The sequence below is a fragment of the Butyricicoccus faecihominis genome, assembly GCF_024462775.1.
GTDB lineage: Bacteria > Bacillota > Clostridia > Oscillospirales > Butyricicoccaceae > Agathobaculum > Agathobaculum faecihominis_A.
The window spans coordinates 1-24,621 of the sequence record NZ_JANGCE010000047.1 but is presented as its reverse complement, the minus strand read 5'-3'; the positions used below and the strand labels follow the sequence as shown (position 1 = coordinate 24,621).

The following is a 24,621-nucleotide window of genomic DNA, read 5'->3' as shown; positions in this document are numbered from 1 at the left end:
TTCGCTTCGCTCAGGATGACAAACTTATAAAAATTCCTTAACTAAATGACATTGATCGATTGAGCGTATGCTGTTTATGTGTTTTTTCGCCTTAGGCGAAAAAGGTTTTCTTGACTTTTCAACTAAAAATATGATATTATGATCAAGTTGGACAGCTAAGCGCGTAGAATTCCGAACGAATTCTACGCGCTATTTTTTTGTCCTCCGCAGTTTTTAGGCAGCTTTTCTCTGATAAAGACTCCAAATCATACATTCTGTATTAGGAGGAGAATCATGGAACAAACAAAACAAAATCGAATGCTGGGTGAGGAAAAAATATCGAAACTTCTGGTTAAATTTTCGATTCCCTGTATCCTCTCACTGCTCATCAGCGCGCTTTATAACATCGTTGACCAGATTTTTGTCGGAAACAGCGCGTTGGGATATCTCGGCAACGCGGCCACGGGTATAGTATTTCCTATCCTGATTATCGCGCAAGCCTTTGCGTGGTGTATTGGGGATGGCTGCGCCGCCTATCTCAGCATTTGTCAAGGGAAAAGAGATACACAAAATGCGCATCGCTGTATTGGAACCGGCATAACGGTCACGCTGATCCTCAGTATGATCATGCTGGCCCTCTGCGCGGTATGGAAAGAACCTCTGCTCCGGTTGTTCGGCGCGTCGGACCAGACGATCGGAATGGCAACGGAATACTTCACCATCGTGCTTTGCTTTTTTCCGGCTTTTATGCTGATGAACATGATGAACGCCGTCATTCGCGCGGATGGAAGTCCGGCGGTTTCCATGGCGTCCATGTCGCTAGGCGCGATTTTGAATATCATTCTTGACCCGGTCTTTATTTTCGGTCTGGACTGGGGGATCGCCGGTGCGGCATGGGCAACGGTGATCGGCCAGACGGTGTCGTTTCTCGTGAGCGTACTGTACTTTTTTAGAACCAAGAGCTTTCGCTTGACGAAGAAGAGCTTTGTGCCGCATTTCAAAATTTTTACCAACGCCTTGAAACTGGGTGCATCTTCTTTTATTACGCAGATGTCCATCGTCGTCATTTCCTTGGCCTGTAATATCATGCTTGCCAAATACGGCGCTCTGTCCATTTACGGGCAGGATATCCCGATCTCGGTCATCAGCATTGAAACCAAGGTGTTTACCATTGTCATCAACATCGTTGTCGGCATTGTCCTTGGCGGGCAGCCGATTTTAGGCTACAATTACGGCGCGAAAAAGTATGATCGCGTCAAGGAAACGTACCGCACGATTCTCATTGCAACGCTAGCGGTTGGCGCCGTGTCTACTTTGATTTTTGAAATCTGCCCGCAGGTTGTAATCCATATTTTCGGCTCCGGAAATGATGCGCTTTATCTGGATTACGCAACGCGCACGTTCCGCATTTTCCTGTCGCTCGTCATCTTTACCTGTGTGATCAAAATGTCCTCCATCTTCTTTCAGGCTGTGGGCAAACCTGTCATGGCGGTCATCGCGTCCCTGACCCGCGATATCGTCTGCTTTGTGCCGCTTGTGATTCTGATCCCCGCTTTTTTCGAGGGAAACCAACCCGGCAGCGGCATATATGCTATCCTATTTGCCGCGCCCGCCTCGGATATCGTTGGTATGATCGTTGCCGTGTGCTTGACGGTGCGCTATTTTAAAACAATGGAATCCCGCGAAGGCCGAGAGCCTGTCCCGGAAAGCACGGTGATCCGTCCATCGCAGAAAGGGGTCATTGTCACGATCGCCCGCGAGCATGGTTCCTGCGGCAAGAGAATCGCCCAACTGGTGGCGGACCGAATGGGCGTAGCCTGTTACTATAAGGAGATGACCGCGCTGGCCGCACAGCAAATCGGCTTAGACCGAAGCTTTGTATCGAATATCAATGAAAATGCGCCGGAACTTCTGCGCTCCCTGTACCTAAGTACGAACGTGGTTCAAAAAGCGATCATCGCGCAGGAACAGATCATCCGCAAGATTGCCGATAGCGGCTCGTGCGTGCTTGTGGGCCGCGCCGCGGACTACGTCTTAAGTGATTACCCCGATGTGGTTCGTATCTTCATCCACGCCCCCAAAGAATACCGCGTGAAAAAGGTGATGGAAATGTACGGCGACACGGAAGAAGCGGGGTGGAAAAGCATCGCACGTTCCGACGCGGCACGTGCTTCCTACTATAACAGTATTTCGGGCGGCGAATGGGGCGATCCTCACGGCTATCACCTCTGTATCGACAGCTCGTGCGGTGTGGAAGCTGCAGTCAGTACGATTTGTGATTATATCAAGCTGCGAAATTGATGCGACTTGGCCTTATTGCGTCAAGGCGTATTTGCTCACATCACCATACTGTTACAGATCGTGCAGGCTGGTTCACGGATTTTTAGAAAATCCCTATTTATGTGGGTTTGCGCGTTCTGCCTATGAAACGGTTTTCCACCTTATGAGGGGCAATCCGCTATACGGACATAAAAAAGACGCACATGTCGCGGCTTTTTATGGATTTTGCCGCAAGCGGCAAAATCCTATTTTATGCGCGCTGCGGCGCGAAGGGGTTCTTTGACAAGCTGGCCGGGCTGCTGCATTTTTGCAGCAGCCCGGCTTTTTTTACTCCACGGCGTAGTTTTCCACCGTGCCCTTCACGGTCGCGGTCTTTTGCGTACCGTCGCCGTCCGCATAGGTGAAGGTATAGCCTTCGCCCAGCAAATCGGTCACGTCGAGCGGCACGCGGTTCTGGATGCGGAGCACCAGCCGTCCATTCTGCGGCTCCAGCAGATAAGGCTCCTCCGAATCGTACGAGGCGGTAAAGTCTCCCGCCGTGCCGTCCAGCCAGCCGGGCACGGTCGCCGGGGGCACCTCGATGCTGGTGTGTTCGCCGTTCGCGCCGGTGACGATCACCGTTGCCGAACCGTCGCCATGCAGCGTCATCAGCGCGTCGGCGTTGACGCGCTGGCCCTCAATGGTCAGCGAACGGCCCTGCCAAATGTACCCCACGGCTGCCGCGCCCGCCGCGGCGACCATCAGCATTGCCGCAGCGCACAGCACGGCGGCGCGGCGTGTCACATGCTTAAGCACAGGGCGTCGCGCCGTTCCGGCCGCTCGCGTCAGCCGCGCGGTAAGCGCCAGCTTTTCCGCCTCGGTAAACCCGGCGCTCTGATCATATCCATTCATACAAAAGCTCCTTCCAGTCCGGTTTTCAACATGTCGCGCGCACGGTCGAGCCGTTTGCGCACGGCGGCGGGTGAAATGTGCAGAATGCAGGCGACCTCGTCCGCCGAATAGCCCGCCAAGTAATACAGGCGCACCGTGTCGCGGTAGCGCGGGGGCAGCTTTTCCACCTCGTCCCGCACTTCGGCGCGCGGCCCGCTCGCAGGCGCGGCAACGGTCTGCGCTTCCTCCAGCGGCGCGCGGCGGCTGTGGTGCGCAGCCCGCAGCAGGTTTTTGCAAGCGTTGCCCGCGGCGCGCAACACCCACGCCTTTTCATGCTCCGCGTCGTGGAAGGTGCTGCGGGCGGTGAGCAGCTTCAGGAACAGTTCCTGACAAATATCCTGCGCATCCTGCCGGGATAATCCGCGCGCCAGACACAGGCGCAGGATCCCGTCGGCATAGGTGCGGACAAAGCGTTCCGCGTCCGCTTCTCCGGTCCAATCATACATGCTCCCTCCTCCTTTCACCCTTAACACAAACGAGGACTGGTTTTTGTGACAACTTTATTTTACCGCAGAAAACATAAAAAAGGGCGCGTTGCAAAACAAAAGAAATTCCGTCTGTCATTCTGAACGAAGTGAAGAATCTCGCGCGAACGCGCGGAATGAACGTGGAAACCGCGCGTTCGCGCGAGATTCCTCGTCGTTTCTCTCCTCAGAATGACAAGAATTTGGAACATCTTTTTATTTTGCAACGCGCCTTTGTTATGTCACGCGAAATGCACAAAAAAACGGAGGGAAGATTGGCGGGAATCACGTATTTGAGGGGAATTGCATAAAACGGATTGACAAATGGAAAAGGTGGCGCTATGATTATTGCAACAACTAATTAAATAATTAATTAAAAGTAAAATCAAATATAGTTTGCAGCGGGGAGGACCGCTTTTGAGAGGAGGCGAAGGTACGCGCCCCGCAATAATAAGCATATCGTGCAACACGAAACAGCAAAGTGAGGTAAAGGAAAAATGGAACGCTATAATCCGTTTGACAATGTGATCACTGTTGTGGAAAACGCGGCGCAAAAACTCGGCTACGCACCGGCGGACTATGAAACGCTCAAGCACCCGGAGCGCGAGCTGCAGGTCTCCATCCCCGTGCGGATGGACGACGGCACCATCCGCGTATTTGAAGGCTACCGCGTGCAGCACTCGACCACGCGCGGCCCGGCCAAGGGCGGTATCCGCTTCCACCCCGCGGTGAATAAGGACGAAGTTAAGGCGCTTGCCGCGTGGATGACCTTCAAGTGCGCGGTCGTCAACATTCCGTACGGCGGCGCGAAGGGTGGCGTGGTGGTCGATCCGAGACAGCTTTCCAAATCCGAATTGCGGCATATGACCCGCCGCTTCACCGCGATGATCGCGCCCATCATCGGGCCGGATCAGGATATTCCCGCACCCGATGTCAATACCAACCCCGAGATCATGGGATGGATCATGGATACTTATTCGATGCTGAAAGGACACAGCATGCCCGGCGTCGTCACCGGCAAGCCGCTTGCCATTCACGGGATTCCGGGCCGTATGTCGGCCACCGGACGCGGCGTGATGTTCACCACCAAGAACATTTTAAAGAAAATGGACATTGCCTTTGAGGACGCGACCATTGCGATTCAAGGCTTCGGCAATGTGGGCGGCACGGCGGCGCGTCTGCTTTATAAAGAAGGCTTTAAAATCGTGGCGGTCAGCGACGTATCAGGCGGCCTGTACTGCAAGGACGGCCTGAACATCTATGAGCTGCTCGATTTTACCAAGAAAAATCCCGATAAGCTGTTTGCCGATTACGAGGCGGAGGGCGTTTCGCACATCACCAACGCCGAGGTGCTCGCGGCCGAATGCACGGTGCTGATCCCGGCGGCAATGGAAAACCAGATCAATGAGGACACCGCCGCCACCCTGCGCTGCAAGATCGTTGTCGAAGCGGCCAACGGCCCGACGAATCTCGAAGGGGATAAGATCTTGGCGGAGCGCGGCGTCACTGTCGTTCCCGATATCCTTTGCAACGCGGGCGGCGTGGTCGTATCCTATCTGGAATGGGTGCAAAACCAGCAGGCCATCTACTGGGAAGAGACCGAAACCAACACAAAGCTCAAGCACGTCATGGACCGCTCCTTCGGCGAGGTTTGCGAAATGGCGGAGGAAAGCAAGGTCACCCTGCGCGAGGCGGCGTATATGATCGCGATCCAGCGCGTGGTGGAGGCGAAAAAGATTCGCGGCGTATGGCCGTAAAATTTTTTCGCGAGTTTTGATTGAATTAATAAAAAGTAAAATGAAAATTGGGATATTTATGGAGGTAGACTCATGTACGTTCAACTTGGCGGCGGGACCGTTGAAAAGGAGCGTGAAGCGCTGACGGTCTTTGATCCGACAACCGGCGAAGCGATCGACACCGTGCCCGCGCTGACGAAAGCGGATATCGACCGCGCGGTGGAGACAGCGGCAGAGGGACAGCGCGAGTGGGCGGCCAAGCCGCAGACCGAGCGCAACCGTATCTTACGGCATTTCGCCGAGCTGCTGCTTAGCCGACGCGCCGAGCTGGGCGAGCTGCTATGCCGGGAAAACGGCAAGCGCATCGCCGAAGCGGAGGAGGAGTTCGACACCGTGGCGGCCTTGGTGGAGAGCTACTGCGACAAGGCGAGCCACCTATACGGCGTTTCTCTCCCGAACGGGACGGACGCGACCAACTGCCACGGCGATATGATCGTCACGCGGCACGAGCCGGTCGGCGTGGTCGCCTGTCTGCTGCCGTTTAATTTCCCGGTCGAGCTGTGCGGGCACAAGATCGCGCCCGCGCTCGCGGCGGGCAACGCGGTGATCATCAAGCCGCCTTCCGATTGCCCGCTCGCCATCATCCGGCTGGTGGACTGCCTGCACGAGGCGGGCGTGCCCGCGGGGGCGGCGCAGGTCGTCACCGGGCGCGGTTCGGTCATCGGCGATACGCTGGTGTCGCACCCCGGCATCGCGGCGATCACCATGACCGGCGGCACCGAGACCGGCGCGCACATTGCCGAGGTCGCGGCGAAAAACCTGACGCGCTGCTATTTCGAGCTGGGCGGGAACGACGCCTTTGTGGTCATGGACGACGCGGATATCGATTGGACGATCGGTCAGGCGCTGGAAGGCCGCGCCAATAACGCGGGGCAGGTGTGCTGCGCTTCCAAGCGCTTTATCGTGCACGAGAGCGTTGCCGGCGCGTTCACCGACAAGCTGATCCTAGCGCTGAAGGGGCTGAAAATCGGCGACCCCATGGACCGCTCGATGGATATTGGCGGCATGATCTCGGAAAAGGCGCGCGACGAGGTGGTGCGGCAGATTCGCCGCACGGTGGAGCAGGGCGCGAAGCTGGTCTACGGCGGCGAGCCGCAGGGCAAAAACTTTTTGATCCCCGCCGTGCTGACCAATGTGACCGGCGCAATGGATGTGGCCCGCGATATGGAGATCTTCGGCGCGGTGTTCCCGATCATGACGTTCCGCACGGCGGAAGAAGCGCTGGCGCTTGTGAACAACTGCCCCTACGGACTCAACAGCGCCGTGTTTTCACGGGACATGGCAAAAGCCATTTCCTTTGCCGAGCGCGTGCAGGCGGGCAGCGTCATCGTGAACGGCGGCAGCAACTACCGCACCGCGACCATGCCGTTCGGCGGTTATAAAAAGAGCGGCGTTGGGCGCGAGGGTTCGTCCCACACGCTGTTGGAGTTCACGCAGGAAAAGTCCTATGTGCTGCGCAACGTGCTGGGCAATCTCTGAAAAGCTGGAAAGGAAGAATTCGCAATGATGAAGATCGGTCTTAATACCAATACCTTCGCGGGCGAACCGCTCGCGGTGCTGCTGCCGATGGCAAAGGACTTCGGCATTACATATTTAGAGCTTTGGGGCTCCAACCTTGCGTCGAACGGCGCAGCGCCGGTAAACTTTTACGCGTTCTCTGATAAGGACCTGCAAACGGCAAAGCGGCAGATTGCGGACGCGGGGCTTTTGGTCGGCTCGGTATCGTCCGGTCTGGGGCTGGATACTAAAATGACCAGCGATCCGGAAGCGTTTTCGAGAGAACTGGTCGCCACGGTCGAGGCGGCCGCGTTCTTCGGGGCAAAGGTCGTCAACCACTATTCGGATAAGATCCAGCCGGGCACGACGCCCGAATTGGGCCGCCTGCACCGCTATTTCGACGCGGCGCTAAAGCGCGCGGCGGAGCTGGGCATTACGCTGGCGCTGGAAAACGAAGCGGGCGACGCGAGCCGCACGCCGGAAAACATGCTGGCGATCATGCAGGCGTTCGATTCCCCGTTTTTCAAGACGAATTTTGACGCGACCAACTACTATCACGCCTCTTGCGAAGCGTTCCCCTACGCCTACGAGCTGCTGCGCGAGCACATCGCCTATGTACATATCAAAAACGGCCGGCTGTACCGGCCGGGCGACTTCTGTCCGGACACCAAATGGTTCGGCGGCGCGATGACGATGGAGCCGGGCACGATCTATTACTGCGAGGCCAAGGACGGCGTGGTCAACATCGACGGTCTGGTGCACCGTTTGGCGGCGGACGGCTATGACGGCCTGTGCACGCTCGAACCGCACACCACGCGCGAAAACGCGATCGCCGCCATTTATGGCGAAGTCAAGTATCTGCGCGCGACCGGACTGTTTGAATAACAAAAAGGAGAGTGGGCGGATGAATCCCGCAACCATTGAATACATCCGCAGCCTCAAGCCCGCGCCCCACGCGGATGGCCGCGCGCTGGTGCGGCAGGGGATCGAACTGGGAAACAGCTTTGAAGCGCCGTTGACCCGGTACGAGGGCTACAAAAACCACATGGAGTTTAAGAAGGCTTATCAGCGCGAGGGCAAGATTTACTGGACGCTGCTGATGGGGCTGGCCACCATGGAGGACGAGGTCGCCGCGGTCAAGAGAATAGATGAATTTCAAAAGCGCACGGGCTTCAAGCTCGGCTCGATGCTGCATATCCCGAGCGGCAACGTGGCCCTGCCGCGGGAATACCGCGAAAACGCGCCCAAGACGACCAGCTTTATGCTGGACGGACTGGACGACTGGATGGCGCTGCGGAACGCCGCACCCATCGATATCAGCCTGAACGATCACCATCTGGTCTGCCCGAACTCGATCGAGACCACGGTAAACGCGCTCAAGGCGGGCGCGGTGCGCGTCGGCTCGTTCGGCCAGTTCCTATGGGATTATCCCGGCTTCACCGATCACGTCAAGCGCTACTCCGATATGGTGACCTCGCTCGGCGTGATGGCCAGCAAGCGGGACGATATGTTCGCGGTCGAGACCTATCTGGACGACAGCTTTCCCGGCTATTTTATGGACTGCGCGTCCTACGTCGGCTACGCGCTGATCGAGCATTATATCTGCACCAGATTGTGCGGCGCGCGCTACGTCATTTCGTTCGGCGGCCTGCTGAGCGAGGGCCACACCCGCATCGCGGTGGCGCTGGCCCTGCACGAACTCATGGGCACCGAGGAACAGCCCGTGCTGACCTATATCAACGGTTCCACCAACATGCAGTGGGATCACGATATCGACGGTAACTACGGCTTCGCCGCGCAGGAAATGCTGCTGGAAATCTGCGCGGAAAAGAAGTTCCATATGTCGCTCGGCATCAACCCGGTTTCGATCACGGAAAAAATCGCCGTGCCCACCCTGCAGGAGCTGCTGAATATCTACGCCTGCGGCAAGCGCGTGGAGGAAAAGGCGGACGAATGGATGCCGCTGATCGACTGGACGCCCATCATTCATATGAAGGACGTGATGGTGCAAGAGGCAAAGCGCTATTTTCGAAACGCAATGACGGCTTTTGAAGAGGCCGGGATCGACACCGGCGATCCGCTTGAAATGCTGCTCATGCTCAAAAAATTCGCGCCGCAAAGGCTGGAAAGCGCGTTCCACTCCTCCACGGTGGACGGAAAGCAGAGCGAGGTGACGCCGTTCTATCCGACCGTGTTGGGCCGCCAGACCAATCAGATGCGCGACGAGATCGTGACCGAGCTAAAGGCGGAAGGCCTTGCAGGCAGTCTGACCGGCAAGCAGATTGTCGTCGCGTCCGGCGACGCGCACGCCTACGGCTTGATGCTGGTGGACGGCGTGCTGCGTGAGATGGGCGCGGAAACCGTGAACATCGGCGTGGACATGGACCCGGTCGACGTGCTGGACGCGGCGGACGAGGACGGCACGCCCTACCTTGGCGTCAGCTGCCACAACGGGCAAGCGCTCGATTACGGCAGGCAGCTCAAACAGCTCGCGGCCGAACGCGGCAGGGAATACGTGATCTTCATGGGCGGCAAGCTCAACACCATTCTGCCGGGCGACGCGGAGCCGACCGAGGTGGGCCCCCTGCTGTGCGACATGGGCATTCAAGCGGATAACGATTTAAAGACGACGGTCGCGCTGATCGCGCGGCATGGCCGGTGAGGAAAGGAGCGACAAAACCATGCTGGTATCCCCTAACGTAATCATGGCGGACGCGCGCATGCGCGGTTACGCCGTGCCCGCGTTCAATTATTACAATCTCGACGTGCTGTTCGCCGTGCTGGAAGCGGCGGAAACGGAAAACGCCCCCGTGATCGTGCAGCCTTACAGCGCGTACGTTCCCTTTTTGCATGACAAGGTGCTCGCCGCGGCAAGCCTCGAGGCGATCGCGCAAAGCAAGGTTTGCGCCTATCTGCATCTGGATCACGCGACCGAGTACGATCTGATCATGCGCTGTATCAAATGGGATTTTCATTCGGTCATGGTGGACGGTTCCGCCCTGCCGCTGGAGGAAAACATCGCGCTGACCAAAGCGGTCGTTCGGGTGGCAAAATCGGTCGGCGTGTACACGGAGGCCGAAATCGGCCGTATCTTCCGCGCCGGTGTGGACGACGACCGTCTGGACGACGGCGACGAGACCGCCCGCGTCGAGGACTGCGTCCGCCTGATCGAAGAGACCGGCGTTGATTCGCTGGCCCCCGCGGTCGGCACGGCGCACGGCGTTTATACCAAGCCGCCCAAGATCAACTTTGAGCGCATCGAGCAGCTGCGCGCCGCGGTAGACGTGCCGCTCGTACTGCACGGCGGATCGGGCACGCCGGATGAAATGATCCGGCGCGCGATCGAATGCGGCATTACGAAGATCAACGTCGGCACCGAGCTGAAATACGCTTGGTCCGCCGCAATGAAGGAAATGTTTAACAAGGGCGAAAAGGAGCCGCGCATCTGCTCGGCCTATGCCCGGGAAAAGGTCAAGGAAGTGGCCAAAGCCAAGCTGCGCCTGTTCGGCACGTCGGGCCATAATCCCTGCGTGGCCATGGCGCAGTGCAAGGGCGTCGTTCCGTCCGCCGGGCGAAATGACGACCACGAATTCATGGGGGAGTGAGCCGTATGACGAATACAGAAATGATGAAGGGCGCGAAGTTCAATAAGAACGGCGTCGGCGCGGCGCGCTGCCCGATCACGCAGGTGCCCAAACCGGCCGTCACCCGGCCGGACGAGGTGCTCATCCGCATCGAGGCGGTCAGCATTTGCGGCACCGACGTGCGCGCGCTGGCCGATCCGCCCGCGTTTGACTTTGTGGACGGCATCATCGTCGGTCATGAGGGCTGCGGCATCGTCGAGGCGGTCGGCAGCGACGTGTCCAACTGCAAGGTGGGCGACAAGGTGGTCGTTCACCCGAATATCTGGTGCGGCAAATGCCCTTCGTGCCGCACAGGGCATATCAATTTGTGCGAAAACTTCCGGCACATCGGCGACCGCATCGACGGCGCGATGGCCGAGTATCTCTGCATCGAGGAGCGCATGGTCTACGTCATCGACAGCAAGGTGCCCAGCCACATCGCGGCGCTGGCCGAGCCGCTCGCGTGCGTGCTGAACGGCACGACCACGCTGCCCGCGCATCCGGGCGACGAGGTCGTCGTGCTGGGCGGGGGCCCGATCGGGCTGATCTTCGCCATGCTGTACAAGGCCATGGGCGCGCACGTCACGGTTTCCGAGCCCGGCGAATACCGCCGCGCGCTGGCGCTCGCGCTCGGCGCGGACGAAGTGATTAACCCCAAGGAGACCGATCTGGAAGCCGCGCTTCGCGCTTACGCCCCGCAAGGGGCTGATCTGATCGTGGACGCGGTCGGCGTGATGCTGCCCACCGCCATCCAAATCGCCAAAAAGGGCGCGCGCATCGCGGTGTTCGGCGTCAACCAGACGGCCACGGTCAATATTCCGCAGTATCCGATCACGGAAAAGGAACTGACCATTCGCGGCACCTACATCACCAAGGGCACCTTCCCGCTGGCGGTCAAGATCATTGAAAGCGGCATTATCCCAATCGACAAGCTGGTCACTCACCGCCTGCCGCTCGAGCAGCTGCTGGACGGCATCGAGCTGATGGTCAAGGGCACGGCGGGCAAGGTCGTGATCGAGATTTAAGCAAAGAAAGGCGGCCCGGCAGATGAAATACCGTCTGACTTATGATTTTGGCTCGGGCAGCGTCAAGGCGGCGCTGACCGACGAGCAGTTCACGCTCATTGGCGTGGAAAACGAGCCGTACCCTACCTATTTCCCCCGGCTCGGCTGGGCAATGCAAAAGCCGGAGGAGCTTTGGCAGGCCATGTGCAAGGCGACGCGCCGCTTAATGGCGCGCACGGGCGCAGCGCCGAGCCGGATCGCGGGCATGGCGATGGCGCAGACCGCGACGACGATCATCTTTGTGGATGATCGCGGCAAGCCGCTTTCCGACTGCGTCATGTGGATGGATGGCCGCGCCGACAAGCAGGCGCGCGAAATCAACCGCAAGCTGGGCGAAAAGCGCTTCAGCGGCAAAAATGTGCTCGCCAAGCTTTTGTGGTTCCTGCAGCACGAGCCCGATCTGGTGGACGAGGCGCGCTATATGCTCGACGTATCCGCGTTCCTGTTTTACCGGCTGACCGGCGAGTGGGCGTATGAGTTCACCGGCTCGCGCGCGACGGGTCTGGTCGATCTGGACCGCCGCAGCTGGGACCCCGCCATGTTTGACCTGATCGGCTTTCCGCGACGGCTGGTGCCCGACCGCATCGTGGGTTCGACCGAGTGGGTGGGCGCGCTGACCGCGCAGGCGGCGCGCGAACTCGGTCTGGCGGCTGAAATTCCCGTGTTCGGCGGCTGTACCGACCACGCGACCGCCATGCTGGGCACCGGCTGCATCCGGCCCGGAGACGCGCACCTCTACATCGGCACCAGCGCGTGGCTGGCCGTGGGCACCTCGGCGTTCACGCGCGCGCCGGGGCGTATGCCCTCTCCGGTGGAGGGGCTGCGCTACCATTTTTACGATACCGATTCGGGCGGCAGCTGTATCGATTACCTGTTGCAGACCTATTATGGCAAGGAAACCGCGCAGGGCAAGGACGTGTTCGCCGAGATGGATCAGGAGATCCGTCAGGCCATGAAGGACGGCGACCGTGAAAACGTTCTTTTCCTGCCGTTTCTGGCCGGCGCTTCCGCGCCGATCTCCAATACCACGGTGCGCGCCTCGCTCCTCAATCTGTCGCGCGGGACGGAGCGCAGGCATATCGCCCGCGCGGTGATGGAGGGCGTGTGTTTCAACCTGCGGTGGATGCGCGACATCCACGCGGCGCAGCACGGGTGGGACCCCAACTTTCTGCGCGGCATCGGCGGCGGCATGTCGAGCGAGACCTTTGTGCAAATGCTGGCCGACGTGCTGGACACGCCGGTGACGCCGCTGCAAAATCCCCGCTTTGCGGGTAATTTGGGCTTACAGGCCTGTATCGAAACGGGCCTTGGCTCCAAAGAAGGCTTTGGCGTTTTAGACCGCGTGGTGCAATGCGGGCCCACGCTGATTCCCCGCCCCCGGCTGCAAAGCCGGTACGACCGGCTCTACGCCCTGTACCGCGAAAGCTACACGGCGCTGGAGGATATGTACAGAAAGTTAAACGCGGATAAAAAGTAGAAGGAGACGATCACGATGAAACTGGATTACCTTGACGGCTTTGATTACGAGGCCGTGCACGCCCGCGCCAAATATGTGCTGGAAAACACGAAGCGCCTGAAGCCCGCAGCGGAAAAGGAATGCCTCGATTGGTTTGAAAAAAACTGCGCCGCGTCGAAAAAGACGATCGACGAGGCGAAAAGCCTGATCCCGAGCGGCGTGCAGCATAATCTGGCGAACAACTATCCGTTCGCGCTCAACTGCGTCAAGGGCGAAGGCGCGTATCTGTACGATATCGACGGCAACCGCTATGTTGATTTCATCGGCGCGGGCGGCCCGTCTATTTTGGGCAACAACGATCCGGATGTGCGCGCGGCGATCGAGGACTGCCTGAGCAAGACCGGGTATTTGACCGGCCTGTACCACGAGAACGAATACAAGGTCGCGCAAAAGGTCAAAGAGTTTTTCCCTTCCGTGGATAAGTTCCGTATGCTCGGCTCGGGCACGGAGGCCTGCATGTTCGCCATCCGCGCGGCGCGCGCCTTCACCGGTAAGCTGAACATCGTCAAGCTGAAAGGCAACTTCCACGGCAATTCGGATCAGCTCATTTACGATATGCGGTACTGCGGTTCCATGAATTCCTTTGCGGTCGGCGTGCCGGATGAGAATTTCAAATATATCTCCGCCGTTATGGTCAACGACCTGAACGAACTTGAGCAGCGCTTTATCGATAACGAGAAAAAGGGCGGCACGGCTTGCTTTATCATGGAAGGCATGGGGCAGGATTCCGGCGTGCTGCCTACCACCCGGGAATACCACAAGGGCGTGCGCAAGCTGTGCGACAAGTACGGCGTGGTACTGATCTACGACGAGGTCGTCACCGGGTTCCGTCTGGCGCTGGGCGGCGCGCAGGAGTTTTTCGATACCCGCGCGGATATCACCATCTTCGGCAAGATCATCGGCGGCGGTCTGGCCGGCGCGGGCGGCATCGGCGGCAACGAGGACGTCATGAGCGTGCTGACGGCGGGCGTGTCTCACGTGGCCGGCAAGAAGATCGTCATCGGCGGCACCCTGTCGGCAAATCCGCTGACCTGCGCCGCGGCCTACGCAACGCTGTGCAAGTTGCAGCGCGAGGATATCCCGAACAAACTGAACGCGGCGGGCAAGACGTTCGCGCAGAAGCTGACCGATCTTGCCAACAAATATGATCTGCCCGCCATTATTTCGTCCACCGGCTCGGTGATGCAGATCGATGTGACCGGCATGAAGCACGTGGCGACCTTCCCGGAGTACACGCCCGAGCAGCAGGCGGAAAAGCGCAAGTTTGCCACCGCGCGCATGACCGATTTCGCAATGGCGCTCGCGGCGAACGGCGTGCTCACGGCGGGCGGAAACAAAACGTTTTTGAGCTACCCCACGCTGGAACTGCTCGATCAGGTGCTGCCCATTTACGAAAAGGTCTTTTCGATGTACGAGTAAAACCGTGCAGCCTTCTCTTAAACAGAACATATCTGCCTACATACTCATTTCTTCTCTCCTCAGGCTCCGGCCGGGCGGTCCCGGCCGGATGGCGGCCCCGCGCATGTTATTTCACCGTGGTTTAGGATCGCCGCGCAGGCGGGGGTCTTAAAGTATAAACCGATAGAAAAAAGGAGTGCGAAAGATGAAACTGAGAAAATGGATCGCGATCACAACGGTACTCGCAATGCTCGGCATGACAGGGTGTACGCCCGCGGCGGATAGCGCGGGCAAGGCGGCGACGCCGGACGAGAGCCCGGCGGATAGCGGCGCGTCCGCGGCGACGGCCTCGGAATTTGAAAGCTTAGAGCCTGTCAATATCGAGGATTTCATGGGTTCCCCGGTCATTTCCGATTACATCCCGGACGAATGCAATTTGAGCGGCACAAAGGAGGACGGCTCCAAATGGAAGCTCGCTTGGTGCTGCGCGGATGATTCCGATGAGTCCATGGCGTTTATGACTGGATTGATGCAGCAGGCGGCTGACGAATACGGGTTTGAGCTGGTGCGGTATGACGCGCAGAGCGACCCGCAGAAGCAGACCGACCATATCAACAACGCGATCACGCAGGGCTGCGATGCGATCATCGTAAACCCGGTGGACGCTTCGGCGCTGAGCATTCCCATGAAAAAGGCAAAGGACGCGGGACTTGTCGTCATCAACTCGCAGAACCGCATCGCGGATACGAGCGGGTATGACTGCTATGTCGGTCCGGACGATACCATGGCCGCCCAGCAGATGGCGTCCGTCCTGATGGAAATGCTGCCGGACGGCGGCAAGATCGTTATGATCGACGGCATGATGGGTTCGACCGCGCAGATCAACCGCACGGCGGGCTTCCGCGGCGTAATGCAGAATTATCCCCAATATGAGATCGTCGAGGAACAGTCGGCGCAGTGGTCTACCGCCGAAGCGATGAATATCATGGAGTCCTATTTATCCAAATATCCCGAGATCGACGCGGTGTTCAGCCATTTTGATCTGGCCACGCTGGCGGCGATCCAGTCTACCCAAAACGTCGGCCGCGAAGACGAGATCATGTTCTTCTCTGTGGACGGCACGCAAGGCGCTCTGGACGAGATCGCCAAGAACGGTTGCTTCAAGAGCACCTCGATGCAGGATTTCAAAGCCAATACCGCCATTCAGGTCATGGCCGCGCTCGCTTACCTCAACGGCGACGGCGACAAGGTGGCCAAGGAAACGGTGACCCCCAACGTGGTGATCACCGCCGATAACGCCGGTAAATTCGAGGCCGGCTGGGGCTGATCGGTTAAGGTATAGCAACTTAGATGGCAGCAAGCCTCTGTCGGGCGCGTCCTGACAGAGGCTGCCATCCAAATCAGGAGGTGCGGGAATGTGGACACTAACGTGATACTCTCAGTACAGAACGTGACCAAGCGGTTCACCAACGTCGTGGCGCTCGATCAGGTATCGTTTGATATTTATCAGGGACAGGTGCACGGGATCGTCGGTGAAAACGGCGCTGGCAAATCAACGCTGATGAAGATCCTTTCCGGCGTTTATAGCAAGGACGAAGGCAATATCTTTTTTGACGGACAGGAAATGCGCATTAAAAAACCAACGGAATCGCTCAGGCTGGGCCTGTCGATCATTTATCAGGAATTCAACTTGGTCAACCAGATGAACGTGGGCGAGAACATCTTTCTCGGCCGGTTTAAGGAGCTGGGCGGCCTGCGGCAGATACATAAAAAGGCAAGGGCGCTGTTGGACAGCATCGGCAGCAAAATCGGCACCTATACGCCGGTAGAGGATCTTTCGGTCTCGGAAAAGCAGATGGTGGAGATCTGCAAGGCGCTGTCCTATGATTCCAAGCTGATTATCATGGATGAACCCTCCACCACGCTGACCGCCGAGGAAATGGACCGTTTGACCGCTATCATCCACGATTTGCGCGGCAAGGGCATTACGATCATCTATATCAGCCACCGGCTGGATGAGATATTCGATCTGTGCAACCGCGTGACCGTCATGCGCGACGGCCATGTTATCAGCACCAAGCCGATCGAGCAGGTGACGCGCGGCGAAATGATCGCCGAGATGGTCGGCCGGTCGATCGAAAACGAATACCCGCCGCGCGCGCAAAATGTGGGCGAAACCATTCTGGAAGTAAAAAATATCAACACCAAGAAGCTGCATGACGTGAGCTTTACCGCAAAAAAAGGCGAGATCCTCGGCTTTGTCGGTCTGGTCGGCGCGGGCAGGACCGAGACCGTGCGCGCCGTATTCGGCGCGGACAAAAAGCATTCGGGCGAGGTTTGGCTGAACGGCAAAAAACTCGATATCAAAAACCCCATGGACGCCAAGCGCGAGGGCTTCGGCTTTGTGACCGAGGACCGCAAGCAGCAGGGGCTGCTGCTGAATTTCGATGTGGGCACGAATATCACCATGGCGTCGTTCGATCATTTTGTTAGAAACGGCGTGTTCGACAAGCAGAAGGAGCGCGAGATAATCGACCGGCAGATCAAGGCTCTCGCTGTCAAAACGCCGGGGCCGGAGGTTTACATCAGCACGCTTTCGGGCGGCAATCAGCAAAAATGCCTGATCGCGCGCTGGCTGGAAAACAACCCGAAGGTGCTGATCATGGATGAACCGACGCGCGGCATAGATGTTGGCGCTAAGTACGAAATTTATATGCTGATGAAGCAGATCGCGGAATCGGGCGGCACCATCATCATGATCTCGAGCGAACTGCCCGAGGTGCTGAACATGTCCAACCGCGTGATCGTCCTTTCGGATGGCCGCGTGGTCGGAGAGTTCGATCCGAACGCGGTATCGTCGGAGGATATTATGGCGGCCGCACTGGGGGAGGGGTGAAGAAATATGAATGCGATCCATTCGGCGCAGCCTGCCGCAAAAGCGCAAAAACGGCACGTAGTGAAAAAGCTTGTAAACGATTATTTGATCCTGATCGGTATTCTGATCCTTACTCTATACACCTGCATCGTGCAGCCGTCCTTCCTTGCGCCGGGCAACCTGCTCAGTCTGGTGCGGCAGTTCGTGCCGCTCGGCATGGTGGCGCTCGGCATGACGCTCGTCATTATCGGAGGATATATCGACCTGTCCGTCGCGGGTATTTTCTCCTTCATGGGCATCGTGTCCGCCCTGCTGCTCAACCGCATGGGCCCGGCATCCTTGATCGTGGTGCTTGCGATCGGCGGGTTGTGCGGTCTGGTCAACGCGCTGATCTTGATCAAGTGCGGCGCGCGGGATGATTCGGATGCACTGTTCATCACCTTTGGCATGCAGACCGTGTTCGGCGCGCTGGCGCTGATCGCCAATAGCGGCAACTATGTGGCGCTGAACGAGACGGCGTTTACGCAGTTTGTCGGTAACGGCGGCGTGCTGCACATTCCGTTTATGCTAATCATCTTCATCGTGGTCACGGCTATTCTGCAATTTATGATGAAGAAAATGCCGATCGGGCGCGGAATCCATCTGGCAGGCGGTAATCCGGTCGCGGCTGAGCTGTGCGGCATCCCGCTCAAGCGTATTATTATGATGATCTATATCATCACGGGCGTGCTCACCACTCTCGGCGCGTTTATTATGACCTGCCGCGTCGGTTCGGCCTTACCGATCGCGGGCCGCAATTATGAGGCGAACGCGATCCTGTCCGTCACCATCGGCGGCACGAGCCTGTCGGGCGGCAAGGGCAGCGTGCTCAATACGGTCTTGGGCGTCGCGCTGTTCACCATTATGGCCAACGCACTCAACATGCTGGGCGTTGGCCCAAACATGCAAAACGTCTGGAAGGGCGTTATTCTGGTCGCGGCGATCTGGCTTGACAGCCGCCGGACGGTTTAAGGAGGGGGACGGATATGGAAAAGACCCAAAAGGCTACGCAGCTTTGGAAAGTGCTGAAAAAACAAAAGGCCGCGCTGGCGATCCTCGCGTTTTTCATCATCATGCCCTTCTTCAGCCCCTACTTTCTGACCGGCACCAATATGTCGGCGCTGATGCTGCAAGTCACCATTCTGCTGATAATGGCATTCGGCGTAACGTTTTGCATCGTATCCGGCGAGTGCGACCTATCGCTCGGCACCAATATGTGCTTAGCTGGCATTTTGTCCATTCAGTTGCAGCAGTATTTACCGTTACCCGCGATCTTACTGGTGGTTCTGCTGGTGGGGCTGTCGGTCGGTGCGATCAATGCCTTTATCATCGTCGATCAGGGGGCGAACTCGTTTATTTGTACGCTCGGCATGATGATGGTGCTGCGCGGCGTTTCCTTGGTAGCGAGCAACGGCAAGCCGGTATCGGGCGCGAGTGAAGCGTATGTGCATTTTGGCAACGGCAAGTTCCTAGGCATCAACTTTATCACTTGGCTGGCCATCGCCATGTTTTTCGTGTGCTGGTGGGTGATGACGCATACACAGTTTGGCCGTAACTGCTTCGCGGTCGGCGGCGACAAGGGCGTTGCCTCCTATTCCGGCATTAATGTCAAACGGCATAAGCGCATGACTTTTTTGATCAGCGCGATGTGCGCGGCGCTCGCGGGCTTCTGTTTTTCGGCGGAGCTCAATTCCGGCTCGGCCACTTATGGTGAAAATACCGCGCTGCTGGTCAACTGCGGCGTCGTCGTAGGCGGCACGCCGTTTAACGGCGGATATGGCGGTATCGTCCAGTCGCTCATCGGCATTTTCTTGCTGGGCGTGCTGGAAAACGCAATGAGCCTGAAAAACGTATCGTCCTATTATCAGCAGCTCATCCGCGGCATCGTGATCGTGTTCGTTATCGCGATGGACTGTTACGCGCGCAAAAAGAAGCGCGAGGACGTGTAAGGCGGTTCGTTAGGAGGGATACGCGATGCGACTGGGCTATAACGAAGCCACCTGCATGGAAAATTCCAGCTTGGAGCAGGATCTCATCCTGTGCGAAAAATATGGGTACGACGATATCGAGCTGCGTATCGACATGCTGGAAGCATACCTGCAAACCCACACGGTGGAGGACCTGCAAGCATTTTTCAGCGCCAGCCATGTAAAGCCTTTTTCGATCAACGCGATCGACTATATCAATTTTACCTCCCCCGCGCAGTGGGAGGAGGTCCGGCGGCAGGCGCTTTTTAGCTGCCGCGTCGCGCGGCGGATCGGCTGCCGGTATTTGATCGTGTGCCCCAGCAAGGCGGATACCTATTTTACCAAGACCGAACAAGAGGTTTTTAACGATACGGTTTCCGTTCTTTGCAGGCTGAGCGATCTGGCCGGGCCCTATGGCGTATCCATCGCCTTTGAGCCGGTCGGCGACCGGCGCTGGTGCTGCAACTCGCTCCGTTTCGCGACCGAGATCGTAAACGCGGTCGATCGGGACAACGTCGGCCTGACGGTGGACTGCATCAACTTTTATATGCACGATAAGTGCGCGGATATGGCGTCCATTCGCAATATCCCGCGCGGCAAGCTGTTTATCTATCACATCAACGACTGCGAGGATCGGCCCTTCGGCGTGCTCGATCACTGTCACCGCATCATGCCGGGCAAGGGCTGTATCCCGGTGGCGGAGATCACGGAGGCGGTGCAAAGCGCCGGATACGACGGCCCGGCCTGCTTGGAGCTATTTCGTCCCGCGTACTGGGCCATGGAGGCCGACGCGGTGTTCCGGCTCGGCGCCTGCTGCACGCGGCCGTTCCTGCGGCAGGCGCGCGCACCGCAAAAACAAAAACCCAATTATTGATGGAGGTATTCATGATGCTGAACAAGGGAATCTCATTGAAGGATCAAGTCGCCGTTGTCACGGGCGGCGGCGCGGGCATTGGCCGCGCAATCTGTATGGCGCTCGGCGCGCACGGCGCCAAGGTGCTGGTCGCCGATATGGCGCTGCAAAACGCGGAGGAAACCGCGTCCATGATCTGCGCGGCGGGCGGTCAGGCGACGGCCGTGCAAGTAGACGTGACCAACGCGGCGGACGCGCAGGCCATGATCGACAAGGCGGTGCGGCTGTTTGGCCGTGTCGACCTGCTGTACAACAACGCCGGCATCTGCACGGTGAGCGAAATTGAAAAAATGCCCGAGGATTGGTGGGATAAGATCTTCGCCGTCAACTGCAAGGGCGTGTTCCTGTGCTCCAAGGCGGCCATCCCGCAAATGAAAAAGCAGGGCGGCGGCCGCATCATCAACACCGCTTCGCAGGCCGGCAAGGGCGCGATCCCCAAGCAGGTGCACTACTGCGCGACCAAGGCGGCGGTCATCGGCTATACGCGCGCGCTGGCCATGGAGCTGAAGGATACGGGCATTCGCGTCAACTGCTTCTGTCCGGGCTCGGTCATGAGCGACATGACGCTGCGAGAGGCGCAGGCCGTTTACGAGCTGGACGGCATCGAACCCGAACAGTCGCTCAAGGCTTGGCAGGCCGACATTCCGCTGGGCCGCTGGGTCACGCCCGAGGACGTGGCGGATATCGCGGTATTCCTCGCCTCCGACTATGCCGCGTACATGACCGGTCAGGCCGTTAATATTTCGGGCGGCCAAACGATGAATTAACGGTATGATCAAAACGGTTTGCCCCGCTTATCTGGGCTGTAAGAACGATTTTTACCAGACCGCGCCGTGCATCGCGGCGCAGGGCGGCTTTGCGGGCTATTATTCGTATGATATCGGCCCGGATACCGCGCGCGGCGCGGCAGAGACCCGGCGGTGCTTTACAGAATTTCACCTCACGCCCACCGGTTTCCGCCTGCCGATCCGGCTCAACGCGTGCGCCGCGTTGTTTGAAAAAGCCTACGCGGCGCTGCCGGGCGTTATCCGGCTGGCGTATGAGGCCGGGTATCCCGCCGCGCTCACTTGGATTATGCCGGGTTCGGACACGGTGCCGCCGTTCGATCACCGCGCGGTGTTGGTCAGCCGTTTGACACGGCTGGCCCGGCTGCTCGCGGAATATGATATGCGCTTAGCCGTGGAGCTGGTCGCGCCCTATACGCTGCAGCAGCAGTACCGGTATCCGATCCCGGCGACCCTTGGCTATCTGCTCTCGCTGCTCCGGCAAACCGGAATGGAAAACGTCGGCGCGGTGCTGGACGTTTTCCATTTTTACTGTGCCGGGCATCAGGCGGAGGACTACCGGCTGATCGAAAACGGCGCGCAGGTCGTCATGGTGCATGTGAGCGACGGCGTGCCGGGCAGGCAGCCGAACGAACAGCTTGATCAGGAGAGGCGGCTGCCCGGCGAGACCGGGGTGATCGACTGCGGGCCGCTGTTTACGCGTCTGCGCGCGCTCGGTTATGGCGGCTCGGTCGTGCCGGAGCCGATTGATCCGGCGCTCAATGGCCGGCCGTTTTCCGAGACCCTGCGCCACGCCGCGGAAGCGTTGGATCGCGTGTGGCCGGCGCGCGGATAACAGAAACCATTTTGAACCGCGGGAGGGCGGCGTCATGCTGATTTTAGGCATCGATACGGGCGGAACCTATACCGATGGGGTGATCGTCGAACGCGAGACCAAACGGGTGCTTTGCACAGCCAAGGCGCTGACCACGCAAAACGATTTGACCATCGGCATGGAAAACTGTATGCGCGCCTTGCCGTTTGATCGCTGGGAGGAGATTGGTCTCGTCAGCCTGTCCACCACGCTGGCGACCAACGCCATCGTGGAGGGGCGGGGTTGCCGCGTCGGTTTGGTCGTTATGGGCAAAATGCCGGCGGGACAGCTGCCGGCCGAGGTGTGCGTGACGCTGAACGCGCGGGTCGATATTCGCGGCGGCGTGCGCGAGCGGCTCGCGCAAGGCGAGCTGCACGAAGCGCTGCTGCGCCTGTGCGGCCGGTGCGACGCGGTGGCCGTGTCGGGCTATGCCAGCGTGCGTAATCCCGCGCACGAGCTGCAGGCGGCGCGGGCGGCGGACGCGCTTTTGGGTCTGCCCGTGGTTTGCGGGCACCAGCTGACGGGCGCGCTCGGTTTTTACGAGCGCACGGTCACGGCTGTGCTCAACGCCCGGCTGATTCCGATCATCCGCGACCTGATCGCCACGGTTTGCCGGGTCATGACGCGGTTCGGCATCGACGCGCCGGTCATGGTTGTGCGGGGCGACGGCAGCCTAATGCGGGCCGATTACGCGGGCGAGCGTCCGGTCGAGACCGTGCTTTCCGGCCCGGCGGCCAGCGTGATCGGCGCACGGTTCCTCAGCGGCAGGGAGGACTGCGTCGTGGTCGATATGGGCGGCACGACGACCGATATCGCCTGCCTGAAAAACGGGGTTTGCGCGCTATCGGACGAGGGCGCGCGGCTGGCGGGCTGGCGTACGCGCGTGCGCGCGCTGGAGATTTGCACCTATGGGCTGGGCGGCGACAGCGAGATCAAGATCGGGCGGGATGGACGGGCCGAGATCGGTCCGCGCCGCGTTTTGCCGCTTTGCCGGGCGCGGGACGGCGCGCAAGACGCGGGCCTAACACCGACCGATCTGCTTCACATCACCGGCGAATACCGCCGGTGGAACACCGCCCGCGCGATGCGGGGCGCGGCGGATGAAGCGGCGCGGTGCGCGCGGACGCCGGAGGCGCTTGTCGCATCGCTGCGCGCCGGGGTTGCCGAGCGGCTCGCGGCTTACTGCCGGGATGGCATGGCGGCGTTTGGCGCGCCCCACGCCGCCGTGCTGGTGGGCGTGGGCGCGCCGGCGCGTATTTGGCTTGCGGACGCGGCGAAACGGCTTGGCCTGCGCGCCGCGGTGCCGCCATACGCCGAGGTGGCCAACGCGGTGGGCGCGGCGGTAGGCGAGATACGGGAGACCGCGTGGACGCTGGTGCGGCCGAACAAGCTGGGCTCCTCCTACTTTGTATATACCGAGACCGAACGCCAGCGGGCGGATGATCTGGAACAGGCGGAGGAACGCGCCCTGCGAGCCGCGCGGGAAGCCGCCGCGCGGAAGGCGCGGCGGGCGGGCGCCGCTGTTTTTCAGATAACCGAAAGCCGCCAGCGCGTGGAGGATGAAACGGGGGAGCTGATCGAGCTGCGCTTACGGGCGACGGCTTGCGGCGATCCACAATAGAAAGAAGGCATGCACATGGAACAAACGGTCGACCTGCATCTGCATTCCAGCGTGAGCATGGACGGCGAGCTGCCGCCGGAGGAACTGATGCGGCGGTGCGCGGCGGCAGGGCTTGCCACGGTGGCGCTGACCGATCACAATTCGGTGCGCGGCGTGGCGCAGGCAAGGCTGGCGGCGCGGGTACACGGCATTCGGCTGATCAGCGGCGTCGAGCTCGACTGCGTTTGGGAAGGGAGCGCGCTGCGCCTGCTTGGCTACGGCGTGGACGAGACGCGCGTGGTTTTTGCCGATGTGGAGGAAAATATCCTGCGGCAGGAGCGCCACGCGAGCGGGCTGCGCATTGAGCTGATCCGCAAATGCGGCATCCAGATCGACGGCGCGTGGCTGTGCGGCCATGCGCGCGACGGCGTGATCACCGGTAAGCTGATCGCGGAGGCGGCGATGAACGACGCGGAGAACGTCAACAGTTCGCGGCTAAAGCCCTACCGGCCGGGCGGCTCGCGGAGCGACGACCCGTATTTAAACTTTTGTTTGGACTACTGCACGCCGGGCGGCCCCGCCTATGTGCCGATCCGCTACATGCAGGCGGCCGAAGCAATCCGGATGATTCACGCGTGCGGCGGCGTGGCGGTGCTCGCCCATCCGGGCGCGGGAAACGCGCTGCGCGTGGACGAGCTGCAGCGCCTAGCGGACATAGGGATGGACGGTGTGGAGGCGTACAGCAATTATCACACGCCGGAACAAACGGACTTTTACCGGGGGCAGGCTGAGGCGCGCGGCCTGCTCGTGACCTGCGGCAGCGATTTTCACGGCAAGGGGAAGCCGTATATCGGCCTCGGCGGCATCCGCTGCGATGATTCCGCCGCGTGTGTGGACGCGCTGCTGGCGCGTATGCAAAGGACTGCGAGCATGCTGCTCCCTGTAAAGGGCAAAGCAACCTAACGGCGAATGGCAAGACGGAAAAAGGGCGCGTTGCAAAATAAAAGAATGTTCCAAATCCTTGTCATTCTGAGGAGCGAAG

The 24,621-nt window shown here is 59.4% G+C and carries 21 protein-coding genes; 19 read left to right on the top strand and 2 right to left on the bottom strand.

Going from position 1 to position 24,621, the window contains the following annotated elements; genetic code table 11:
* Positions 1-273: 273 nt before the first annotated feature.
* Entirely contained in the window at positions 274-2,280 is a 2,007-nt protein-coding gene (locus tag NE562_RS16645; RefSeq protein ID WP_280963542.1) for an MATE family efflux transporter, read from the top strand.
* A gap of 306 nt (positions 2,281-2,586) precedes the next feature.
* On the opposite strand, the gene NE562_RS16640 is transcribed toward NE562_RS16645, so the two are convergent.
* The gene (locus NE562_RS16640) at positions 2,587-3,150 is read right to left on the bottom strand and encodes a hypothetical protein (protein ID WP_280963541.1); all 564 of its coding nucleotides are present in this window, start codon (positions 3,148-3,150) and stop codon (positions 2,587-2,589) included.
* The gene (locus tag NE562_RS16635) at positions 3,147-3,635 is read right to left on the bottom strand and encodes an RNA polymerase sigma factor (RefSeq protein ID WP_280963540.1); all 489 of its coding nucleotides are present in this window, start codon (positions 3,633-3,635) and stop codon (positions 3,147-3,149) included. Before NE562_RS16635 ends, NE562_RS16640 begins: the two co-directional genes overlap by 4 nt.
* 155 nt (positions 3,636-3,790) lie before the next feature.
* Here NE562_RS16635 and NE562_RS16630 point away from each other — a divergent pair, with 155 nt between their 5' ends.
* The 18 genes from NE562_RS16630 to NE562_RS16545 all read left to right on the top strand — a co-directional run bounded on the left by NE562_RS16630 (position 3,791) and on the right by NE562_RS16545 (position 24,542).
* Positions 3,791-3,964: a hypothetical protein gene (locus NE562_RS16630; RefSeq protein ID WP_280963539.1), complete on the top strand. Its 174-nt coding sequence runs from the start codon at positions 3,791-3,793 to the stop codon at positions 3,962-3,964.
* Between the two features lie 186 nt (positions 3,965-4,150).
* Positions 4,151-5,410, top strand: a complete 1,260-nt coding sequence (locus tag NE562_RS16625; RefSeq protein WP_280963538.1) for a Glu/Leu/Phe/Val family dehydrogenase — start codon at positions 4,151-4,153, stop codon at positions 5,408-5,410.
* Positions 5,411-5,482: 72 nt separating this feature from the next.
* The gene (locus NE562_RS16620) at positions 5,483-6,928 is read left to right on the top strand and encodes an aldehyde dehydrogenase family protein (RefSeq protein WP_280963537.1); all 1,446 of its coding nucleotides are present in this window, start codon (positions 5,483-5,485) and stop codon (positions 6,926-6,928) included.
* A gap of 24 nt (positions 6,929-6,952) precedes the next feature.
* Positions 6,953-7,831, top strand: coding sequence for a sugar phosphate isomerase/epimerase family protein (locus tag NE562_RS16615; protein ID WP_280963536.1), 879 nt, complete (start codon positions 6,953-6,955; stop codon positions 7,829-7,831).
* A 19-nt stretch (positions 7,832-7,850) separates the two neighbouring features.
* Complete coding sequence (locus NE562_RS16610) at positions 7,851-9,608, top strand: cobalamin-dependent protein (RefSeq protein ID WP_280963535.1); 1,758 nt, start codon at positions 7,851-7,853, stop codon at positions 9,606-9,608.
* Positions 9,598-10,551: a class II fructose-bisphosphate aldolase gene (locus NE562_RS16605; RefSeq protein WP_280963534.1), complete on the top strand. Its 954-nt coding sequence runs from the start codon at positions 9,598-9,600 to the stop codon at positions 10,549-10,551. The genes NE562_RS16610 and NE562_RS16605 overlap by 11 nt, the downstream gene beginning before the upstream one ends.
* Before the next feature lie 5 nt (positions 10,552-10,556).
* Positions 10,557-11,594 (top strand): alcohol dehydrogenase catalytic domain-containing protein, encoded by a 1,038-nt coding sequence (locus NE562_RS16600; RefSeq protein ID WP_280963533.1) that lies wholly within the window; start codon positions 10,557-10,559, stop codon positions 11,592-11,594.
* Between the two features lie 22 nt (positions 11,595-11,616).
* Positions 11,617-13,110, top strand: a complete 1,494-nt coding sequence (locus tag NE562_RS16595; protein WP_280963532.1) for a xylulokinase — start codon at positions 11,617-11,619, stop codon at positions 13,108-13,110.
* A 15-nt stretch (positions 13,111-13,125) separates the two neighbouring features.
* Complete coding sequence (locus NE562_RS16590) at positions 13,126-14,568, top strand: aspartate aminotransferase family protein (protein ID WP_280963531.1); 1,443 nt, start codon at positions 13,126-13,128, stop codon at positions 14,566-14,568.
* Positions 14,569-14,752: 184 nt separating this feature from the next.
* Positions 14,753-15,874, top strand: coding sequence for a sugar ABC transporter substrate-binding protein (locus NE562_RS16585; RefSeq protein WP_280963530.1), 1,122 nt, complete (start codon positions 14,753-14,755; stop codon positions 15,872-15,874).
* Between the two features lie 90 nt (positions 15,875-15,964).
* Positions 15,965-17,443, top strand: a complete 1,479-nt coding sequence (locus NE562_RS16580) for a sugar ABC transporter ATP-binding protein (protein ID WP_280963529.1) — start codon at positions 15,965-15,967, stop codon at positions 17,441-17,443.
* Between the two features lie 6 nt (positions 17,444-17,449).
* Positions 17,450-18,433, top strand: a complete 984-nt coding sequence (locus NE562_RS16575; RefSeq protein WP_280963528.1) for an ABC transporter permease — start codon at positions 17,450-17,452, stop codon at positions 18,431-18,433.
* A gap of 14 nt (positions 18,434-18,447) precedes the next feature.
* Positions 18,448-19,410, top strand: coding sequence for an ABC transporter permease (locus NE562_RS16570; RefSeq protein ID WP_280963527.1), 963 nt, complete (start codon positions 18,448-18,450; stop codon positions 19,408-19,410).
* A gap of 25 nt (positions 19,411-19,435) precedes the next feature.
* Positions 19,436-20,302, top strand: coding sequence for a sugar phosphate isomerase/epimerase family protein (locus NE562_RS16565; protein WP_280963526.1), 867 nt, complete (start codon positions 19,436-19,438; stop codon positions 20,300-20,302).
* Between the two features lie 11 nt (positions 20,303-20,313).
* Positions 20,314-21,108: an SDR family NAD(P)-dependent oxidoreductase gene (locus NE562_RS16560; protein ID WP_280963525.1), complete on the top strand. Its 795-nt coding sequence runs from the start codon at positions 20,314-20,316 to the stop codon at positions 21,106-21,108.
* A 4-nt stretch (positions 21,109-21,112) separates the two neighbouring features.
* Entirely contained in the window at positions 21,113-21,961 is an 849-nt protein-coding gene (locus NE562_RS16555) for a sugar phosphate isomerase/epimerase family protein (RefSeq protein ID WP_280963524.1), read from the top strand.
* Between the two features lie 34 nt (positions 21,962-21,995).
* Entirely contained in the window at positions 21,996-23,600 is a 1,605-nt protein-coding gene (locus NE562_RS16550) for a hydantoinase/oxoprolinase family protein (RefSeq protein ID WP_280963523.1), read from the top strand.
* A 15-nt stretch (positions 23,601-23,615) separates the two neighbouring features.
* Positions 23,616-24,542 (top strand): PHP domain-containing protein, encoded by a 927-nt coding sequence (locus NE562_RS16545; protein WP_280963522.1) that lies wholly within the window; start codon positions 23,616-23,618, stop codon positions 24,540-24,542.
* Positions 24,543-24,621 lie beyond the last annotated feature (79 nt).

Bases quoted from the DNA above. Each gene is read 5' to 3' on its own strand.
- NE562_RS16610 (WP_280963535.1), top strand. From the start codon at position 7,851: ATGAATCCCGCAACCATTGAATACATCCGCAGCCTCAAGCCCGCGCCC.
- NE562_RS16625 (WP_280963538.1), top strand. From the start codon at position 4,151: ATGGAACGCTATAATCCGTTTGACAATGTGATCACTGTTGTGGAAAAC.
- NE562_RS16605 (WP_280963534.1), top strand. From the start codon at position 9,598: ATGGCCGGTGAGGAAAGGAGCGACAAAACCATGCTGGTATCCCCTAAC.
- NE562_RS16560 (WP_280963525.1), top strand. From the start codon at position 20,314: ATGATGCTGAACAAGGGAATCTCATTGAAGGATCAAGTCGCCGTTGTC.
- NE562_RS16565 (WP_280963526.1), top strand. From the start codon at position 19,436: ATGCGACTGGGCTATAACGAAGCCACCTGCATGGAAAATTCCAGCTTG.
- NE562_RS16645 (WP_280963542.1), top strand. From the start codon at position 274: ATGGAACAAACAAAACAAAATCGAATGCTGGGTGAGGAAAAAATATCG.
- NE562_RS16590 (WP_280963531.1), top strand. From the start codon at position 13,126: ATGAAACTGGATTACCTTGACGGCTTTGATTACGAGGCCGTGCACGCC.
- NE562_RS16575 (WP_280963528.1), top strand. From the start codon at position 17,450: ATGAATGCGATCCATTCGGCGCAGCCTGCCGCAAAAGCGCAAAAACGG.
- NE562_RS16600 (WP_280963533.1), top strand. From the start codon at position 10,557: ATGACGAATACAGAAATGATGAAGGGCGCGAAGTTCAATAAGAACGGC.
- NE562_RS16570 (WP_280963527.1), top strand. From the start codon at position 18,448: ATGGAAAAGACCCAAAAGGCTACGCAGCTTTGGAAAGTGCTGAAAAAA.
- NE562_RS16555 (WP_280963524.1), top strand. From the start codon at position 21,113: ATGATCAAAACGGTTTGCCCCGCTTATCTGGGCTGTAAGAACGATTTT.
- NE562_RS16630 (WP_280963539.1), top strand. From the start codon at position 3,791: ATGAACGTGGAAACCGCGCGTTCGCGCGAGATTCCTCGTCGTTTCTCT.
- NE562_RS16640 (WP_280963541.1), bottom strand. From the start codon at position 3,150: ATGAATGGATATGATCAGAGCGCCGGGTTTACCGAGGCGGAAAAGCTG.
- NE562_RS16620 (WP_280963537.1), top strand. From the start codon at position 5,483: ATGTACGTTCAACTTGGCGGCGGGACCGTTGAAAAGGAGCGTGAAGCG.
- NE562_RS16585 (WP_280963530.1), top strand. From the start codon at position 14,753: ATGAAACTGAGAAAATGGATCGCGATCACAACGGTACTCGCAATGCTC.
- NE562_RS16635 (WP_280963540.1), bottom strand. From the start codon at position 3,635: ATGTATGATTGGACCGGAGAAGCGGACGCGGAACGCTTTGTCCGCACC.
- NE562_RS16550 (WP_280963523.1), top strand. From the start codon at position 21,996: ATGCTGATTTTAGGCATCGATACGGGCGGAACCTATACCGATGGGGTG.
- NE562_RS16545 (WP_280963522.1), top strand. From the start codon at position 23,616: ATGGAACAAACGGTCGACCTGCATCTGCATTCCAGCGTGAGCATGGAC.
- NE562_RS16615 (WP_280963536.1), top strand. From the start codon at position 6,953: ATGATGAAGATCGGTCTTAATACCAATACCTTCGCGGGCGAACCGCTC.
- NE562_RS16595 (WP_280963532.1), top strand. From the start codon at position 11,617: ATGAAATACCGTCTGACTTATGATTTTGGCTCGGGCAGCGTCAAGGCG.